Origin of the sequence: Novosphingobium rosa NBRC 15208 (genome assembly GCF_001598555.1) — a bacterium.
GTDB classification, from domain to species: Bacteria; Pseudomonadota; Alphaproteobacteria; order Sphingomonadales; family Sphingomonadaceae; genus Novosphingobium; species Novosphingobium rosa.
Genome location: NZ_BCZE01000060.1, coordinates 18,728 through 36,263, shown reverse-complemented (window position 1 = coordinate 36,263; position 17,536 = coordinate 18,728). Strand labels below are relative to the sequence as shown.

The following is a 17,536-nucleotide window of genomic DNA, read 5'->3' as shown; positions in this document are numbered from 1 at the left end:
CGGGTCAATCCCGCGCGCGCAGCAGATGCAGGCTGAACCAGCGCCGCGGATCGGTCCAGACGGCATCGACATCGAAACCCGCGCTGGCCGAGAGCGCGGCGAATTCATTCACGCTGTATTTGTGGGAGTTTTCGATATGCACCGCCTCGCCGGGGGCGAAATGGAACAGGCTGTCGGCCACCGCCACGGTCTGCGCATCCTGACTGACCAGCGAGATTTCAATATGACCGGGGTCTTCCCTGTAGCGCGCGCGGTGACGAAAGCGCGCGGTCTGGAAATTGGCGCCCAGTTCGCGGTTGGCGCGGGCCAGCACATTGAGGCTGAACTGCGCGGTGACGCCTTGCGCATCGTCATAGGCGCGTTCCAGCGTGGGGATGTCCTTCTTCAGATCCACGCCGATCAGCATCATGGCTCCCGCAGACAGCCTCTCGCGCCAGTGGGCGAGGAAATCGCGCGCCTCGGCCCGCTCGAAATTGCCGATGGTCGATCCGGGGAAGAAGCAGAGATCCCGCGCCTGCGATGCGGGCAGATCCAGCTCGCCCAGATAATCGCCGCAAACCGCCGTGACGGGCAGGCCCGGATAGCGCTGTTCGATGGCCTCCGCCGTGGCAGCCAGCGGCACGGGCGAAATATCGAGGCAGACATAGGCCGAAGGCGGCAGGCCCTGCGCATGCATCGCATCGAGCACGAACTCCGCCTTGCCGCCCGATCCCGCGCCCAGTTCGATAAAGCGCACGCCCGCGCCGATGCGCCGCGCCATCTGCGGGGCATGGGCGCGCAGCAGCGCGGTCTCGGTGCGGGTGGGGTAATATTCGGGCAGGCGGCAGATGTCGTCGAACAGCTTCGACCCGGCCTCGTCATAGAGAAAGCGGCAGGGAATCGCCTTTTGCGGGCGGGAAAGACCGTCCAGCAAGGCTTCGAGGAAGGGAGATGGCGGGTCGGGCTGGATCTGGAAAGCGGGTTCGGGGGAAAGGGCTTCGATCAGATCTGGCATGCCTGTCGCCTTCTGCTTGGGGCGCCAGGGCGCCCCGGTGGCTGCGGTGGACCGCTTGCACAATGTTCAACGAGCAGGGCCGGGATTAGGTTCCGTTCAGCTTAACGCAATCAGGCCCGGCTCCACCGAATGGAGAACCGGGCCTGACGCGGGGGGACGGTAAAGACGGTAAAAGGGTTAATGCGCTGCGCTGGTGTCCACCTTGCCGCGCGGACGCGGCGCCAGCCAGATGATCAGCGCCGAGGCGAAGAACAGGAAGGACGAGGCCAGGAAGATATGCGTCGTGGCCACCGCCGTGCTCTGCGTGGCGACCTGCTGCTCGATCATGCCGCGGATCTGGCCGAGCGAGAAGCCCGCCGTATCCAGCGCGTCACGCGTCGGCCCGCTGTTCATCTGCGAGACCAGCTCGTTGCGCGAAATGCGCGTGTCGCTGTCCCAGGCGGTGGTGACGATGGAGGTCGCCACCGCGCCCGACAGCGTGCGCAGGAAGCTCATCACACCGGCAGCGGAGGCGGTTTCCTCGGGGCTGACAGCGCCCAGCGCAATGGTCGTCACCGGCACGAAGAACAGCGGCAGGCCGATGCCCTGCAGCAGCTGCGGCCAGGCGAAGGTCCAGAAATCGCCGCCGCTGTTCCAGTGGGCGCGCATCAGCGTGGTGGCGCCCAGCCAGAAGATGCCCAGGAACACCAGCAGGCGCGGATCCACCCGCGTCACCCAGCGCGCCACCAGTGGCGACATCACCACCGCCGACATGCCCGAGAAGGCCGTGACATAACCGGCATAGGTGGCGGTGTAGCCCTGGCTGGATTGCAGCCATTGCGGAATGATCACCGCCGAGGTGAAATAGGTGCCGAAACAGGCCGCCATGGCCAGCGTCGCCACGGTGAAGCCGCGATGGCGCAGCACCCGCAGATCGACCACCGGATGGGCGTCGGTGAACTCCCAGGCGCAGAAGACCAGGAAGCCGATGGCCGCCAGAATGCCCAGCGTCAGGATGAAGTTGTTGTTGAACCAGTCGCGGTCATGGCCAAGGTCGAGCATGATCTGCAGGCAGGCCACCCAGCCGACCAGCAGCGCCAGACCCACCACATCGATGCGCGGCTGGCTGGTGGGCGTTTCGGCCGCACGCAGATAGCGCATGGAGATGAACAGGCAGACCGCCGCCACGGGCAGGTTGATGAAGAAGATCCAGTGCCATGACCAGTTGTCGGAAATGGTGCCGCCAAGGATCGGGCCCAGGATTGGCGCCGTCACCGTGGTCATCGCCCACATGCCCATCGCCGCGCCGTGCTTCTCCTTGGGGAAGATGCGCAGCAGCAGGGTCTGGGTCAGCGGCATCAGCGGGCCGCCGCAGAAGCCTTGCCCCAGACGGCAGATCACCAGCATGGGCAGCGAGGTGGACAGGCCGCACAGCGCGGAAAACACCGCAAAGCCCGCCATGCCCATGATGAAGGTCTTCACCGCGCCATAGCGCATCGAAAGGAAGCCCGTCAGCGGCACACAGACCGCCTCGGCCACCGAATAGGAGGTGATGATCCACGTGCCCTGGCTGGAGGAAATCGCGAGGCCGCCCGCGATATGCTCCACCGAGACGTTGGCGATGGTGGTGTCGAGCACCACCATGAAGTTGCTCAGCGCCAGCGCGAAGGCCGCGATCAGCAGGGATGAGCCCTGAAGTACCTGATCGGGCGGCAGCGCCGGCTTGCTCGAAGCCGCTTGCGCCATGGTCAGTTCCCGCTGGAGATGTTGATGTCGGCATCCATCGACAGGCCGACGCGCAGCGGATGATCCGCCAGCTCCTTGGGATCGAGCACCACGCGCACGGGCAGGCGCTGCACGATCTTGATCCAGTTGCCGGTGGCGTTCTGCGCCGGGATCAGCGCGAAGGCGCTGCCGGTGCCGCCCGAGAAACCGGCGACCTTGCCATGGAACACCACGCCGCTGCCATACAGGTCCGAGGTCAGCTCGACCGCTTGGCCGGGCTTGACCTTCTGGAGCTGGCTTTCCTTGTAATTGGCATCGACATAGAGCGCGTTCACCGGCACCACGCGCATCAGCGTGTTGCCCGCCGCCACGCGCTGGCCAACCTGCACGCTGCGGCCCGAGACCACGCCATCGACCGGCGCGCGGATCACGGTGCGCTCCAGATCCAGCTTGGCCTGATCGACCTTGGCCTGCGCGGCCAGCACATCGGGGTTGTTCGTCAGCGTCGTGCCGGTGATCAGCGCGTCGGTGGCCGAGAAGTTGCCCTGCGCCACGCCCTTGTCCGATCCGGCCTGCGCCACGGCGGCGCGCGCCTGCTCGAGGCTGGCCCTGGCGGCGGCATAGGCGTTGGTGGCGATGGTCAGCTCGTCGCCCGAAACGGCGCCCTTGGGGGCCAGCGCGCGGCGGCGGTCCAGATCGATCCGGGCCTTTTCATAAGCAGCCTGCGCCGAGGACAGCTGGGCCTGAGCGCTGACGATCATGGCCTGACGGGCCTTGATCTGCGTGGCCAGCGCCTTGCCGGCAAAGGTGGTCTGCCCGTACTGGCGCTTGGCCTTGGCAAGGTCCGCCTCGGCCTGGTTCAGCGCGATCTGGGCGTCACGCGGGTCGATGCGCACCAGCACGTCGCCCTTGTGGACGACCTGCGTGTCCTGCACGTCCACCTCGGCGATCTGGCCGGCCACCATGGGGGTGATGGTGGCGGTGTCGGCGCCGACATAGGCGTTGTCCGTGGTGACATGGCGGCTGCCCACCAGCACATACCAGCCACCGGCCACCACACCGGCCACCACGACAGCGGCGGCGATGCCGGTGAGCAGCGTCTTGCGGCGGTTCTTGCGGGCCGCATCGTCCTGGGACTGCGAGGCGGAGTTGAGATCGGCTTCAGCCATGGGTTGCATCCTTGGGGGCGTTTGCGGTGGGGGCCGCAGAAGGGGTGTTGTTGGCGACGGAGGCACTCAGCCCGCCGCCCAGAGCGCGCACCAGCGCGACATCCAGCGTGAAGGCACGCGCCTGAAGATCGGCATGGGTGCGCCGCGCGGTCAGCACGGCCTCCTGCGCCGAAAGCACATTGAGATAGGTGGAGAGGCCACCCTCGTAACGCATGCGGGCCACGTCATAGGCGGCCTCGGACTGGGTGAGCGCCTGCTGGCTCTGGTCCAGCCGCCGTGTCAGCATCAGCTGGCTGGCGGCGGCATCGGCCACGTCATGGAAGGCGGTGGCGACCGTCTTGTCATAGGTGGCGACCGCCTCGTCGAAGGTCGAGCGGGCCGAGCGGTATTTGCCCTTGATCTCACCGGCATGGAAGATCGGCATGGAGATCGACGGGCCGACGCCGCCCAGCAGGGTGCTGCCCTGCACGAGGTTTTCAAGGCCAATGGCCGGATGCGCCGCCAGCGCCGAGATCGACACGGCAGGGTAGAAACCGGCGCGGGCGACCTTGATCTGCTCGTCATCGGCCTTCACGCGGGCCAGCGCCGCGGCGACATCGGGGCGATGCGCGATCAGATCGGTGGTGACGCCAGCCGGCAGCCCGCGCGCGGCGATCTGCACCGTGGGACGAGCGATGGAGAGGCCGCGATCCGGCCCCTTGCCCAGCAGCGCGGCCAGAGCATTGCGGGTGAGGGCAATGTTCTCGTCGATCTGCAGCAATTGCTCGCGGGCGGCGGGCACGGCGGCCTGCGCCTGCTTCAATTCCGCCTGCGTGTCGAGGCCGTTGGTCACGCGGTCGCTGGTGAGCTGGGCCTGCGTTTCCTTCAGCCGGATCGAGGCATCCTGCACATCGCGCTCGGCATAGAGCCGGGCGAGATCGGCGTAGGAGCTGGCGATGGCGGTCGAAAGCGTCAGGCGGGCCTGCGCCACATCCAGCTCGGCAGCCGTGCTTTCCAGCTTGGCGGCGCGCAGAGCCGCGCGGTTCTTGCCCCACAGGTCAAGGTCGAAGCTGAGCTGGAGCACATCGGCGCCCACCCCGCTCCACCCGTCGGACAGCAACCCGCCGGGGAAGTCCTTGGCGTAGGTTTCCTGGCCGATGATGCGGCCGTCGATCTTGGGCAGCAGGGGCGCGCGCTGCTGCTGCGCATAGCCCTGCGCCTGATGCAGGCGGGCGACGGCGGCGGCCACATCGGGGGCGCCTTGCAGGCCTTCAGCGATCAGCGCGTCGAGCTGGGGGTCGCCATAGGCGTGCCACCAGTCCTGAGCGGGCCATTGTGCATCTGCAGCAGTGGCCGCGCCCAGCGTCTGCTGCGCTGCGAAATCGGAGATGGGGGCGGGCGCCGGCTTGGGAGGCAGCGGCGGCACGCTGACGCAGCCGGCCAAAAGGACCGGCAGCAGGGCGGAGAGGATGGTCGTGGAGCGAAGTGGGGGGTGCTTCATAAGTTTTACCGTACTATGGGGTACGCCGCATATCGACGCTGATAAGGGGCTTGTCAACCCATAATCATACTATATAGTACGGCATAAGGAATGTATGGATACGGGTATGAGCAAAAGAGAAGAGCGCCGGGGAGAGCGGCGCGCCGCCATTCTGGCCACCGCCGGCGAGTGCTTTCTGGAGCATGGCTATGCAGGCACCACCATGTCTGCCGTGGCGGCCCGTCTGGGTGGCTCCAAGGGCACGCTGTGGAGCTATTTTTCCTCAAAAGAAGAACTGTTTGCGGCCTGTGTCGAAGATAAGACCGAGGTGTTTCGCTCGGAATTGGTGCAGGTGCTCAATCCCGGCGTATCCTTGCGGTCGGCGATCGAGAGTTTTTGCCGCCGCTTCATGACCAAGATCCGCGAACCGCAGTCGGTGGCGCTTTATCAGCTGCTGTGCGGCGAGGGCACCAGGGCGCCCGAGGCGAGTCGCATTTTCTACGAACGTGGTCCCGGCGTGGTGCAGGCTCTGCTGGTCGCCTTTCTTGGCGCCCATGAGGCCGCCGGACGCCTGCGCGGCGGCACGCCGCTGGAAATGGCGCAGGTGCTGATTTCGCTCTGCACCGGCATTTCGCATCAGCGCGTGCTGCTGGGGCTCAACTGCCCGCAGGGGGCGATGCAGCCGCCGCCGCCGGAAAAGATCACCGATCTGTTCTTCCGCCTCTATGCCGTGGATGACGCCGAGGTGAAGCGGGTCGCCTGAGCCTGTCTTGCGCAGGTGGACGAAGGCTTGGGAGCGCAAGGGGGCTGCCCCTCGCGCCATGCTTTGCGCCTTTCAGCGTCAGTCGAACCCCACCGGCCAACCTTCACGGCGATAGGCCGAATCCCAGAACATCCACTCGAAGCGCGTCGCCGTGCGGAAGGCCTTGGCCATGCCGTCACGGATCGCGGGCGAGGCTTGCGCTGCCGCCTCGTCCACCAGAGCGCGCACCCGGTCTGTCGCCTCGCCGAAGGAGGGGGCGGCATAGGTGTCGATCCATGCGGCGTAAGGATTGGGCGAGGCGGCTTTCGGCTTGATCGCGCAGCCCACCTCCCAATAGACCCAGAAGCAGGGCAGAATGCCCGCGATCAGCTCTTCATAGCTGCGCGTGGCGGCCAGACTGGCCAGATAGCCGGTGTAGCCAAGGCAGGCGGGCGAGGGTTCCGCCGCCGCCGCCATGGCGGGGGTGACGCCGAATTGCGCGAAGAACCCCTGATGCAGGATTTCTTCCACTTGCACCGCCACCTTCGCGCCGTAGGAAAACTCAAGGCGTCCGGCGGCGGAGGGCGCGCGGGCGGCGGCGATGGCCAGCACGCGGGCGTAGTCGGCCAGATAGAGGCTGTCTTGCAGGATATAGTGGCGGAAGCTGTCCGGATGGAGCGTGCCATCGGCCAGTTCGCTCAGGAAAGGCTGGGCCAGGATGGCGCGGCGCAGCGGGGCCAGCTCTTGCCAGATGGTGTCGCAGAAACTCATGAGCCGTGCCTTTCCCGTGGAAGCCTGCGGGCCGCATGCCCGAGCCTTTGCGCCCTGTCGATGGCGAAAAAAAAGCCCGGTCCTGGGACCGGGCCTTTGAAAGTTTGGGAGAGGATGCCTGAAAGGCGTGATCCTTATTGCGCTGCAGCGTCGATATTGCAAATGCGAAAAGTGAAACAGTCGATGCGCAAAGTGGAATCATCGTTCGGCTTGGCGCAGGCAGCGCAGCTCTGGCGGCGCGGCGGCCAGCGCGCGGTTTGGCCAGAGCGTGGTTTGTGTCGTCGCATCGTTTTTTGCGAAAAACCGGTTCCCACTTTTTCGCGGGATGCTTTAGAGGCGCCCGCCATGACCAAAGCGCCGATTGCCAGAGACCTCGCCCAATTGGGCAAATTCGTTGCCCTCCATCACGGCTGGGCCGCCGCCAAAGCCTTCAAATCCTCCACGCTGATCCCCGCCGATGGGGAGAAGGTGGCCAAAGCCGGGTTCGATCTGCAGCGCGTCTTTCCCGCCACGCCCGATGAGGCGCCGCTGATCAGCGCGGCGCTGGCCGTGCGGCTGGAAGATGCACTTTCCGCAAAGCCCTATGTGGTGGCCGGAACGCTGGCGGTGGAGGGCGTGCCCGTGCTGGGCGACCGCCTCGCCTTCGATCCGGCTGAGGCCTTTGCCGTCGAGACTCCGGCGTTCAACGGCCATGCCTGGTTGATGGTGGGGGACATCATCATCGATATCGCGCTGTTCCGTCTGGCTTATTCGGCGCAAGGGCCTGCCGCGCTTTCGCGCCATGTGGATCTGGCGTTCGGCCCCGGCAAGGCGCTGTTCGTCGACCGCTGGAAGCATGCCGCGCGTCTGGGCCTGAGTTACGAGCCGCATTATGTGCTGAGCGCGGATGAAGTCACCCGGCTGATGGGCGGCGCCTTTCACGCCATCAAGGCGGCTCAGGGCTGAAAAGCGCCCGGGCGAAAAAATTCTGAACCAGCACCGCAACTTTTCCTCCCCTCCCGTCGAACAGCATGATGGGGACTGGCGCGACACCGCAAGCCGGCCCCATCGCTTGATGGGAGCATCGTGATGAAAAATTTCGCTCGTGGTTTCGCCCTGGCTCTGGGTGGTTCGCTGGCGCTGATGGCGGCCATGCCCGCCGCTGCCGCGCTGCAGGTGGGCGAAAAGGCCCCCGATTTCACGCTGAAGGCCGCGCTGGGCGGCAAGGAAATGCCCTTCTCGCTCAAGCAGGCGCTCAAGAAGGGCCCTGTGGTGCTCTATTTCTTCCCGGCGGCCTTCACCCCCGGCTGCACCATCGAGGCCCATTCCTTCGCCGAGGCGACCGACAGCTTCAACAAGCTGCATGCCACGGTGATCGGCGTGACAGCCGGCAACATCGACCGCGTGGCCGAATTCTCCAAGGTGGAATGCCGCGACAAGTTCGCCGTCGCCGCCGACCCTGACGCCAAGATCGCGGCGGTTTACAAGAACCAGATCCAGTTTGGCGGCAAGACCCTGTCGGACCGCACCTCTTACGTGATCGCGCCCGATGGCAAGATCCTGCTCGCCTACACCGACCGCAATCCAGAACAGCACATCACCAAGTCGCTGGAAGCCGTGAAGGCCTGGCGCGCCAAGCATTCGTAAGACTCGCGGTTGGTAAAGAAGGCAGGCCCTTATGCTCGTAGCTCTGTTGTCCGCGTTTCTGGGCGGATTGATCCTCAATCTGATGCCCTGCGTGTTTCCGGTGATTTCGCTCAAGATCATGGGGCTGGTGCGCCATGGTGACGAACACCCCGGGCAGCTGCGGGCCGAAGGGCTTGCCTTTTTCGCCGGCGTGATGGCGGCCATGCTGGCGCTGTCCGGCGCGCTGATCGCGGCGCGCGCGGGCGGCGCGGCGGTGGGCTGGGGCTTCCAGCTCCAGTCGCCGCTGGTGATTGCCGTGCTGGCGCTGGTGATGCTGGGTGCGGGCCTCAATCTGGCGGGCCTGTTCGAGTTCGGTCTGGCGATCCAGAAGATCGGTCAGACCGGCGGCAAGCGTTCCGGCCCGCTGGGCGCGGCGCTGACGGGCGTGCTGGCCATCGTGGTGGCCACGCCCTGTTCCGGGCCGTTCATGGCAGGCGCGCTGGGCTATGCTCTGGTGCAGCCGCCGTTGGCGGCTCTGGGAATTTTCGCCGCGCTGGGGCTGGGCTTTGCCGCGCCTTTCACGCTGATCTCCTTCGTGCCTGCCCTTGCCCGGCGCCTGCCCAAGCCCGGCGCATGGATGGGCACGGTCAAGGCGGTGATGGCCTTCCCGATGTTCGGCGCGGCGGCATGGCTGACCTGGGTGCTGGCCCAGCAGGCAGGCAATGACGGTCTGCTGGTGCTGCTCTCCAGTTTCGTGGCGCTGGGCTTTGCGGCATGGCTCTATGGCGTGGGGCAGAAACGCCGCATGATGGGGCAGGGCTTTGGCGGCTTCTATGGCGCGGCGGGCGCGGTGGCGGCGCTGATCGCGCTGGCCATTCTGCGCCCCGCGGGCGGCATCCCCGTCCATGCCGAGGCGAGCCCCGCGCTGGCCGATGCCGCGCCCACCGCATGGTCGCCCGAGAAGGTCGCGGCGCTGCGCAAGCAGGGCAAGCCGATCCTGATCGATTTTTCCGCCAGCTGGTGCCTCACCTGTCAGGTCAATGAAAAGACCACGCTGTCCACGGCCGAGGTGAAGACCGCTCTGGCCCGCACCGGCACGGCCTATATGGTCGCCGATTCCACAAAGTTCGACGCGAAAATTCAGGACGCCATGGCCGCCTATGGCCGCGACAGCCTGCCGCTGACGGTGCTGTACCCCGCCGATGGCAAGGAGCCGGTGATCCTGCCGCAGGTGCTGAGCAGGAGCCTGCTGGTCGATGCGCTGAACAAGGCCTCTGGTAAGGCGTGAAATGGCGCTTGCATCCGCCTTGCCTCTTGCCGCAGATGCCCGGATTGGCCGTGGGGCCGGGCGACGGGTCAGGGTGAGCAATGTGTCGGCACGCGATGGCATAGACCGCAAGAGCAGGGCGATAGGGCGCGCTGAACCCGCCCTGTGGCCCGCGCTGATGCGCAAGGCGCAGGATGGCGACCAGCAGGCCTATCGTCTGCTGCTGGGCAGCCTGATGCCCGCGATCCAGTCGCTGGTGCGCCGACGCGTGTTCGATGAGGCTCTGGCCGAGGATGTGGTGCAGGAGGTGCTGATGACGCTCCACCGCGTGCGCCACACTTACGATCCGGCAAGGCCGATGATGCCGTGGATCGCGGCGATCGCCGCCACCCGCGCCGTGGATGCGCTGCGCCGCCAGGGCCGCGTGCAGCGCCGTGAAATCTGGGATGAAACCGTGCTGGCGATGGAACTGGACCCCGATGCGGGCGCGCGCATGGAAGATTTCGCCGTGCAGGGCGAGGTGAGCCAGCTGCTCTCCACCCTGCCTGCCCGGCAGCGTCAGGCGGTTGAGATGGTGAAACTGCAAGAGATGAGTCTGGATCATGTCGCGCAGGCCACCAGCCAGTCGGTGCCGGCCCTGAAGGCCTTGCTGCATCGTGCTTTCGCCAAATTGCGCCAGAATGGAGTGGGCGACAATGGTTGACTCTGGGGCCGGCTCGGCCACCAACCATGATCTGATCGACCAGCTCAGCGCCTCGCTGACGCCGGTGCGGCGGCCCCGTCCTGCGGCCATGCGGGCGCTGGGCTGGGCGGCGCTGGCGCTGCCTTGCGGCTTTGCGATGACGCGGCTGATCCCGCATTACCAGCCTGACTGGCATGCGCCCATGATGATGTGGTCGATGATGGAGATCCCGCTGGCGCTCTGCATCGGCGCGGGCGCGCTGGTGCTGGCGTTTCAGGCAAGCATCGCCGGGCAGGGCCTGCGCGGGCGGGGCGTGTTGGCCGCTCTGGTGCTGGCGTGGCTGACGATCTCTATCGCCAACGTCGTGGTTTCGCCGCCGCATCCGATCCGGCCCGGAGCGGGCATGTATTGCTTCACCTTCATGATGCTGGGCAGCGCGCCGATCATGCCGATGGTGATCTGGGCGCTGCGCCGCACGCGGGCCTTGCGCCCGGGGCGGGTGCTGGCGCTGGCGGGCACGGGCATCGCCTTTCTGGTCGCCGGGCTGCTGGGCTTCTGCCACCCCGGATCGCTGCATCCCATCGATTTCGTGATGCATCTGGCGGCGGGGCTGACCATCGTGGGCCTGACCACCCTGCTGGGACGCCGCCTGATCGTGATCTAAATCGGGGCTTGGCTTGCGCGTCGTCCCGCGCCACACTCGCCTTCGAATAAGAAGGGGGGAGGCTTATCCGGCTCAATCCGCGTGATCTGCTGACGGGCCTTGCCGTGGCCGGGCTGATGCTGCCCGAGGGCGTGGCCTATGCGGGCCTTGCAGGGCTGCCGCCCGGGCGCGCGCTGGCGGCGGGCATCGCCGGGGGCCTTGCCTATGCGCTGGCCGGGCGCAGCCGGTTCGCGGTGGTCTCGCCCACCTCCTCCTCGGCGGCGATCCTGGCGGCGGCTATTGGAGGCCTCGCCACCAATGAGCTGGCCGCGGGCGTCGATCGCGGCGCATTGGCGACGATGCTGGTGGCGCTGGTCGGGGTGATCTTTCTGGTGCTGTCGGCGTTTCGGCTGGGCAGCCTTTCGGCCTTCATCTCGCGCCCGGTCCTGCATGGCTTTGCCTTTGGGCTGGCGATCACCATCATTCTCAAACAGCTGCCGCCTCTGCTGGGCGTCCACAGTCCGGGCGGCCCGATCTGGACGATGGTGCCGGGGCTGATCGCGGCTTTGCCGCGCGTGAACCTGCCCAGCGCCGCCATTGGCCTGCTGGCTTTGGGGGCCATTCTGGCGCTGCGCCGTCTGCCGCAAATACCCGGCGCGCTGCTGGTGATCCTTGGCGGGATCGTGCTGGGCTCCACCGCCGCGCCGGAACTATGGCATATCGCTCTGGCGGGCCCGGTGACGCTGACCATGCCGAGCATCGATTTGCCGCCGCTCAGCCTTCTGCCGCGCCTGTTCCAGCTGGCCGCGCCGATTGCGCTGATCCTCTTCGCCGAAAGCTGGGGGACGATGCGCTCGCTGGCCCTGAAACACGGCGACCCGATGGATGCCGACCGCGAACTGGGCGCGCTGGGCCTCGCCAATCTGGCCGCCGCCGTGGCGCAGGGCATGCCGGTGGGGGCCGGCTTCTCCGCCGGTTCCGCCAATGAGGCGGCGGGGGCGACCAGCCGCATCGCCGCCGCGGCCGGATCGGTGGCGGTGCTGTTGCTGGCGCTGTTTGCTTCGGGCTGGATCGCGCGCATTCCCGAGGCCGTGCTGGCCGCCGTGGTGATCGCGGCGCTGACCCATGCGCTGTCTCCCGCGCCTTTGCGGCGGCTGTTCCAGATCCGGCGCGATGGCTGGATTGCCCTGGCCGCCGCGCTGGGGGTGCTGCTGCTGGGCGTGCTCAACGGCATGCTGGCGGCGATTGCGCTCTCGGTGGGGCATTTGCTCTATGCGCTGGCGCATCCCTCGATCAGCGCGCTGGGGCGCATCGGCCAGAGCCATGATTTCGTCGATATCGCCCGGCATGAGGACGCCCAGGCGCCGCTCGATGTGGCCATCTTCCGTCCGAACGCCCCGCTGATCTTCGCCAACGCCGAGGGCACCTTGCGCGCCATCGACCAGCTCGCCCGCGCCAGCAAGGCCCCGCTGGTGGTGCTGAGCCTCGAGGAAAGCAATGACCTCGACAGCACGGCCATCGATGCGCTGTCGGAATTCGCGCAGGGCCTTTCCGCCATCGGCAAAAAGCTGGTGCTGGCCCGCGCGCATGACCGGGTGCGCGATGTGCTGGTGGCCGCCGGGCTTGGCGATCTGGCCAGCCATTCCGCCTACAGCGTGGCAGACGCTGTGCAGCAAGCTCAAACCTGAGGGGACGTAAACCCATGGCCTTGTCTCACCCGATCGAACCCGTTCTGCATGCTGTGCCGATCAAGGATCTGCGCCCCACCCAGATGACGGTGGGCATGCATGAGGTGAAGCGCAAGCGCGACGCCTGGGAGAAGCTGAAGGCCAGGGCCGAAAGCAAGGGCGGCGCTTTCCTCGGCACGCATATGATCCCCACGGTGGTGGGGCCGGACGGGCTGCACTGGCTGGTCGATCACCATCATCTGGCGCTCGCCCTGCATGAGGCGGGGGAGGAGAAGGTGCTGGTTTCGGTGATCGCCAAGCTGCAGCACCTGCCCAAAAAGCGCTTCTTCGCCTTTATGGACAGCCACAACTGGCTGCACCCCTATGACGAAGACGGCGAACGGCGCGACTGGAAGGATCTGCCCCGCCATGTCGGCAAGCTGGTGGACGATCCCTACCGCTCGCTGGCGGGCGAGGTGAGGCGCGGCGGCGGCTATGCCAAGAGCCCCACGCCCTACACCGAATTTCTCTGGGCCGATTACTTCCGCAGCCGGATCAAGCGTGGCCAGATCGAAGGCAAGTTCGACAAGGCGCTGGTCAAGGGCATCGAACTGGCCCGCATTCCCGAAGCATCCTATCTGCCGGGCTATGCCGGACCCGACCATGGCGGCGAGGAGGATTGACGGAGCATCGCGCGAAAAAGTGGGAACCGGTTTTTCGCAAGAGCGATGCGACCGCACATTGATCGAGCATCGCGCGAAAAAGTGGGAACCGGTTTTTCGCAAGAGCGATGCGGCCGCATAATGGGTAAAGAAAAAGGGGGCTCCCGGTTGGAAGCCCCCCTTCATGATCCGAATGTAACCGGGATTACATCTTGGCCGACAGCGTCACGCCGATGATGCGCGGATCGTTGTAGGCGCCGGCGCGATACCAGTTGGTGTCCAGCACGCCGATCAGGTTACGCTCGTTGGTCAGGTTGCGCACGAAGACCGATGCCGAGTAGTTCTTCCACTCGTAACCGGCGCGCACCGCGCCTTCGAAGGTGCCATTGGTGGTGTATTCCACCGTGGTGTAGGGCGTGAGCGAGATCTTGCCCTGCACCGTCCAGTCGGTGGAGGCGAAGAACTTGCCCGGGCCGACCGGCAGATCGTAGCGCAGGCCAAGGTTCAGGTTGTAGCTCGGCGCGTCGGGCAGCGGATTGCCGTTGATCTGCGCGAAGACGCCGCCCGCCGTGGTCACGCGCGGGTTCAGGATGGTGGTGGCCGGAACGCCGCCCACCGCGCCGACCTGGGCGTAGACGTTGGGATCGTTCACCTCGGTGTGCAGCAGCGAGAGGCCTGCGTTGAAGGTCAGGTTCTGCATGCGCACGTCGAACTCGGCTTCCGCGCCGTAGCCCTGCGCCTGCTTGGCGTTGAAGAGCACGCCGCTGCCGTTGCTGTCCTGCCCGTTGAGCTGGATGTCCTTCACCTTGTAGTAGAAACCGGTGAGGTTGAAGTGGCCGTGGTTGTTGAACAGCACGCTCTTCAGGCCGGCCTCATACGAGGTGTTGGTTTCCGACTTGGCGGTGGTGAAGGCCGAGCTGAACACCGCCGAACGGCCCTGAATGGTGGGGCCACGGAAGCCGCGCGCCACGCGGGCGTAGAAGCTGGTGTGATCGTCCAGGCGATAGAGCGTGGCGATATCCCAGCTGGGCTGCGTGTCCGACATGCGGACATAGGTCGGCGCCGTGGCGGGGAAGGTGGAGGCGCCCGTCACCGTGCGCGGCGGGGTGGTCAGCGCGGTGCTCTTGGTGTCGTTGGTGACGCGCACGCCGCCCGTCACGCTCCAGGCCGGGGTCAGGTTGTAGGTCGCCTGACCGAACAGGCCCCAGCTGGTGTTGATGTTGTGCAGCTGCACCCAGTTGTTGGGGTTGGGGGCGGTGCCCAGCGCGTTGTTCTGCAGGAAGAAGGCGCGCTGATAGAACTGCGTGTTGTCACGCGAGTCGAAGTAGATGCCGCCGACTTGCCACTTGAACTTGCCATTGTCGGCGCTCGACAGGCGGACTTCCTGAGTCAGCTGGTCGAGACCGGCCACGCGGCCCATCGATTCGCCGCAACCGGCATAGGGGTTGGCGGCCGAAGCCACGCAGTACGGGGCGTTGGCGCCATAGGCAGCGGCCGCGCCGCCGTCCGTGTCGCCACGGCTGTAGCCCTGCACATGCTCATAGGCCGAGATCGAGGTCAGCGTGACGGTGCCGAACTTGTGCTCGACCTTCAGCTGCTCGCCATGGGTGTCATAGGCCTGCGGGTTGTTCTGGCCCTCGGCATAGTTCACCGCGCGCAGGTTCAGGCCGGGCGTGGGGTTGGTGCTGCCCTGGGTCACCGACTGGCGGTAGAACACCGTCGCGCTGCCGTCGTAATGGCGATAGTGGCCTTCCAGCTTCACGCTGGTGTCGGCATCGGGCTGCCACAGCAGCTGCAGGCGGCCGTCGCGCTCGTTGAAGCCGCCCATGACGTTCTTGCCGGGCACGGTGCCATCGTCGCTGGCGCCCTGATAATTGTTGCTGATCCAGTTGTCGCGGTGCTGGTACAGGCCCGAAACGCGGAACATCAGGGTCTTGTCGGCATTCAGCGGGCCGCCGACACCGGCTTCCACGTTGACGCTGTTGTAGGTGCCCCAGCTGGCGGTGGCATGGGCCTTCCACTCGGGGGTGGGGGCGGCATTGGCGATCTTGATGATGCCCGCCGTGGTGTTGCGGCCGAAGAGCGAGCCCTGCGGGCCCTTGAGCACTTCGATATCGCCCACGTCATAGATCGGGTTGGACTTGAGCACGACATGCTCTTCCACCACATCGTCCTGAATCAGCGAGACCGGCTGCGAGGCGCCGAGGTAGAAGTCGATGTTGCCCAGGCCGCGGATGAAGAAGACCGGGAAGATGCGGCCCGTGGTCGATTCCGAATAGAGGCTGGGCACACGGCCCGACAGCTTGATCAGCGTATCACCGCCGCCCGAGGCATAGTCGCTCATCTGCTCGTTGCTGACCACCGAGAGGGTGATCGGCACGGTCAGATTGCTTTCCTTGCGGTGCTGCGCGGTCACCACGATGTCGCCCGGAGCGTCTGCGCCAGCGTCGGCAGCGGGGGCTGCGGCGGTCTCGGCAAAGGCGGGCGCGCAGGCGAGCGCAAGCATGCTGGCAGCCGCGAGGGCCGCGGAGCGGGTGAAGGTCATCAGTGGTGGTCCCCTGTAAAAAATCTGTCTTTCGCGGGCAGTTGCTGCCTGGAAGAGTCCGACCGCAAAGATCGATGCCTGCGATTAGGGGGCGTATATGACAGTTTTTGGACAAGTTTACACAGATTGGGGTTGGTAAGGTGCATTTCCTGCCACAGTGTTGCACGCGCGCATCTTTTTGTTGCGGTGCATGGAGGCGTTACGTGCCGGAAGAGTGCAGGATCACACCCTGTGCAAACCGTTACTGTGACAAGCGCTCCGCAACTTGCGCAGAGATAATATCTCCATTGCGGATATTTTGATGCGCTTTTGCCTCTGTAATGGATCGATCCTGACAATGCGTTCAGAAACGCTCAAGCCCGGATCGCTATGCCCGCCCTGATGTGAAGGAGGATTTATGGACGATCAAAAACTGGCACGGCATATCGAACGGCTCGAAGCCGTGATGAGCGATCTGGATGCGGAAGGGCTGCGGATGCCCGCGATCCATGTCTCGGCGGCGGTGGATGCGCTTTGGAAGATCGCCAATGCGGATCATGCCTCTGCCGGACCTTTGGCGCGCATCGCTTGAGAGCCGACAGGCAAAAGGGGCGCAGCGATGGTCTCGCGGCGCCCCCTGTCGGCTGGTGTTGAGGATCAGTCCCGCCCGACGATGGACATTTCCCTTTCGCCATAACGCGGGCCCTGAACATCGGCCATCACGGCGCCGATGGCGGCCAGATCGTCCGGCGCGAGCACCAGATCGGCGGCGGCGATGTTGGCTTCCAGATGCTCGATCCTGCGGGCGCCGGGGATGGGGATCACATCCTCGCCCTGAGCCAGCACCCAGGCCAGCGCCAGCTGCGCCGCGCTCACGCCGCGAGCTTCGCCCATGGCCTGCAACCGGTCGACCAGCGCCAGATTGGCCGCCAGATTGTCTCCGGTGAAACGCGGCTGAGCGGCGCGGAAATCATTCTCGCCGAAATCTTCAGCGCCCCGGATTTTCCCCGAGAGGAAGCCGCGCCCCAGCGGGCTGTAAGGCACGAAGCTGATGCCCAGTTCGCGGCAGGCGGGCAGGATGTCGCGCTCCACATCGCGGGTCCAGAGCGAATATTCGCTCTGCAGCGCGGCGATGGGGTGGATGGCATGGGCGCGGCGCAGCTGCCCCGCCGACACCTCCGACAGGCCGATCTCGCGCACCTTGCCCTCGCGCACCAGATCGGCCATCGCGGCGACCGTCTCCTCGATCGGCGTGGCGGGATCGGGGCGGTGCAGATAATAGAGATCGATCACATCGACGCCCAGCCGCTTGAGCGAGGCCTCCGCCACGCTGCGGGCCTGCGCCGGGCTGCCATTCACGCCGGTGACGCGCTGGAAACCGATCCCTTCCTCACCGATGGCAAAGCCGAACTTCGTGGCGATGGTCACTGTGTCGCGGAAGGGGCGCAGGGCGCGGCCCACGATCTGCTCATTGTCGTAGGGGCCATAGACCTCGGCGGTGTCGAAGAGGGTGACGCCCAGCTCCACCGCGCGGTGCAGCGTGGCGATGGAGGCCTTTTCCTCATGCCCGCCATAGACCGCCGTGAACCCCATGCAGCCAAGGCCCACGGCCGAGACCGAAAGCTGACCCAATTGACGCTGTTGCAT

Annotated in this window: 16 protein-coding genes; 9 read left to right on the top strand and 7 right to left on the bottom strand. The window is 66.0% G+C overall.

Annotated elements, in window-relative coordinates:
- Positions 1-4: 4 nt before the first annotated feature.
- The 4 genes from egtD to SR3_RS21100 all read right to left on the bottom strand — a co-directional run bounded on the left by egtD (position 5) and on the right by SR3_RS21100 (position 5,347).
- Positions 5-994 (bottom strand): L-histidine N(alpha)-methyltransferase, encoded by a 990-nt coding sequence (gene egtD, locus SR3_RS21115; protein ID WP_068090419.1) that lies wholly within the window; start codon positions 992-994, stop codon positions 5-7.
- A gap of 177 nt (positions 995-1,171) precedes the next feature.
- Entirely contained in the window at positions 1,172-2,719 is a 1,548-nt protein-coding gene (locus SR3_RS21110; protein WP_068090414.1) for a DHA2 family efflux MFS transporter permease subunit, read from the bottom strand.
- A 2-nt stretch (positions 2,720-2,721) separates the two neighbouring features.
- A complete protein-coding gene (locus SR3_RS21105; protein ID WP_068090412.1) occupies positions 2,722-3,867 on the bottom strand; it encodes an HlyD family efflux transporter periplasmic adaptor subunit in 1,146 nt (381 codons plus the stop codon).
- Positions 3,860-5,347, bottom strand: a complete 1,488-nt coding sequence (locus SR3_RS21100) for an efflux transporter outer membrane subunit (protein ID WP_068090410.1) — start codon at positions 5,345-5,347, stop codon at positions 3,860-3,862. The genes SR3_RS21105 and SR3_RS21100 overlap by 8 nt, the downstream gene beginning before the upstream one ends.
- Before the next feature lie 106 nt (positions 5,348-5,453).
- On the opposite strand from SR3_RS21100, the gene SR3_RS21095 reads away from it, so the two are divergent.
- Positions 5,454-6,089: a TetR/AcrR family transcriptional regulator gene (locus tag SR3_RS21095; RefSeq protein WP_068090408.1), complete on the top strand. Its 636-nt coding sequence runs from the start codon at positions 5,454-5,456 to the stop codon at positions 6,087-6,089.
- Positions 6,090-6,167: 78 nt separating this feature from the next.
- Here SR3_RS21095 and tenA read toward each other — a convergent pair whose 3' ends face one another.
- Positions 6,168-6,839 (bottom strand): thiaminase II, encoded by a 672-nt coding sequence (gene tenA / locus SR3_RS21090; RefSeq protein WP_068090400.1) that lies wholly within the window; start codon positions 6,837-6,839, stop codon positions 6,168-6,170.
- A gap of 345 nt (positions 6,840-7,184) precedes the next feature.
- Between tenA and SR3_RS21085 the strand changes: the two genes are divergently transcribed.
- From SR3_RS21085 to SR3_RS21055, 7 genes are all read left to right on the top strand, one after another.
- Positions 7,185-7,784 carry a hypothetical protein gene (locus SR3_RS21085; RefSeq protein ID WP_068090398.1) on the top strand — a complete coding sequence of 200 codons (600 nt, stop codon included), beginning with the start codon at positions 7,185-7,187 and terminating at the stop codon, positions 7,782-7,784.
- A 123-nt stretch (positions 7,785-7,907) separates the two neighbouring features.
- A complete protein-coding gene (locus tag SR3_RS21080; protein ID WP_084455785.1) occupies positions 7,908-8,465 on the top strand; it encodes a peroxiredoxin in 558 nt (185 codons plus the stop codon).
- 31 nt (positions 8,466-8,496) lie between these two features.
- Complete coding sequence (locus SR3_RS21075) at positions 8,497-9,732, top strand: protein-disulfide reductase DsbD family protein (RefSeq protein ID WP_068090394.1); 1,236 nt, start codon at positions 8,497-8,499, stop codon at positions 9,730-9,732.
- Between the two features lie 82 nt (positions 9,733-9,814).
- On the top strand, positions 9,815-10,414 hold the full coding sequence (locus SR3_RS21070) for an RNA polymerase sigma factor (protein WP_218018865.1): 600 nt from the start codon (positions 9,815-9,817) through the stop codon (positions 10,412-10,414).
- Positions 10,407-11,057, top strand: coding sequence for an NrsF family protein (locus SR3_RS21065; protein ID WP_068090390.1), 651 nt, complete (start codon positions 10,407-10,409; stop codon positions 11,055-11,057). Before SR3_RS21070 ends, SR3_RS21065 begins: the two co-directional genes overlap by 8 nt.
- Positions 11,058-11,122: 65 nt before the next feature.
- On the top strand, positions 11,123-12,724 hold the full coding sequence (locus tag SR3_RS21060) for a SulP family inorganic anion transporter (protein ID WP_281198738.1): 1,602 nt from the start codon (positions 11,123-11,125) through the stop codon (positions 12,722-12,724).
- A 14-nt stretch (positions 12,725-12,738) separates the two neighbouring features.
- Positions 12,739-13,386, top strand: coding sequence for a ParB-like protein (locus SR3_RS21055; protein ID WP_174549173.1), 648 nt, complete (start codon positions 12,739-12,741; stop codon positions 13,384-13,386).
- Positions 13,387-13,570: 184 nt separating this feature from the next.
- Here the strand turns inward: SR3_RS21055 and SR3_RS21050 are convergent, their stop codons facing one another.
- Complete coding sequence (locus tag SR3_RS21050) at positions 13,571-15,910, bottom strand: TonB-dependent receptor (protein WP_068090386.1); 2,340 nt, start codon at positions 15,908-15,910, stop codon at positions 13,571-13,573.
- 397 nt (positions 15,911-16,307) lie between these two features.
- Here SR3_RS21050 and SR3_RS31500 point away from each other — a divergent pair, with 397 nt between their 5' ends.
- A complete protein-coding gene (locus tag SR3_RS31500; protein WP_157099013.1) occupies positions 16,308-16,481 on the top strand; it encodes a hypothetical protein in 174 nt (57 codons plus the stop codon).
- Between the two features lie 65 nt (positions 16,482-16,546).
- On the opposite strand, the gene SR3_RS21045 is transcribed toward SR3_RS31500, so the two are convergent.
- Positions 16,547-17,536: an aldo/keto reductase gene (locus SR3_RS21045; RefSeq protein WP_068090384.1), complete on the bottom strand. Its 990-nt coding sequence runs from the start codon at positions 17,534-17,536 to the stop codon at positions 16,547-16,549.

What these genes read in the sequence shown, in the direction of transcription:
- SR3_RS21075 (WP_068090394.1), top strand. Translation starts at nt 8,497, where the DNA reads ATGCTCGTAGCTCTGTTGTCCGCGTTTCTGGGCGGATTGATCCTCAAT.
- SR3_RS21095 (WP_068090408.1), top strand. Translation starts at nt 5,454, where the DNA reads ATGAGCAAAAGAGAAGAGCGCCGGGGAGAGCGGCGCGCCGCCATTCTG.
- SR3_RS21100 (WP_068090410.1), bottom strand. Translation starts at nt 5,347, where the DNA reads ATGAAGCACCCCCCACTTCGCTCCACGACCATCCTCTCCGCCCTGCTG.
- SR3_RS21055 (WP_174549173.1), top strand. Translation starts at nt 12,739, where the DNA reads ATGGCCTTGTCTCACCCGATCGAACCCGTTCTGCATGCTGTGCCGATC.
- SR3_RS21050 (WP_068090386.1), bottom strand. Translation starts at nt 15,910, where the DNA reads ATGACCTTCACCCGCTCCGCGGCCCTCGCGGCTGCCAGCATGCTTGCG.
- SR3_RS21085 (WP_068090398.1), top strand. Translation starts at nt 7,185, where the DNA reads ATGACCAAAGCGCCGATTGCCAGAGACCTCGCCCAATTGGGCAAATTC.
- SR3_RS21065 (WP_068090390.1), top strand. Translation starts at nt 10,407, where the DNA reads ATGGTTGACTCTGGGGCCGGCTCGGCCACCAACCATGATCTGATCGAC.
- SR3_RS21110 (WP_068090414.1), bottom strand. Translation starts at nt 2,719, where the DNA reads ATGGCGCAAGCGGCTTCGAGCAAGCCGGCGCTGCCGCCCGATCAGGTA.
- SR3_RS31500 (WP_157099013.1), top strand. Translation starts at nt 16,308, where the DNA reads ATGGACGATCAAAAACTGGCACGGCATATCGAACGGCTCGAAGCCGTG.
- tenA (WP_068090400.1), bottom strand. Translation starts at nt 6,839, where the DNA reads ATGAGTTTCTGCGACACCATCTGGCAAGAGCTGGCCCCGCTGCGCCGC.
- SR3_RS21080 (WP_084455785.1), top strand. Translation starts at nt 7,908, where the DNA reads ATGAAAAATTTCGCTCGTGGTTTCGCCCTGGCTCTGGGTGGTTCGCTG.
- SR3_RS21105 (WP_068090412.1), bottom strand. Translation starts at nt 3,867, where the DNA reads ATGGCTGAAGCCGATCTCAACTCCGCCTCGCAGTCCCAGGACGATGCG.
- SR3_RS21045 (WP_068090384.1), bottom strand. Translation starts at nt 17,536, where the DNA reads ATGCAACAGCGTCAATTGGGTCAGCTTTCGGTCTCGGCCGTGGGCCTT.
- egtD (WP_068090419.1), bottom strand. Translation starts at nt 994, where the DNA reads ATGCCAGATCTGATCGAAGCCCTTTCCCCCGAACCCGCTTTCCAGATC.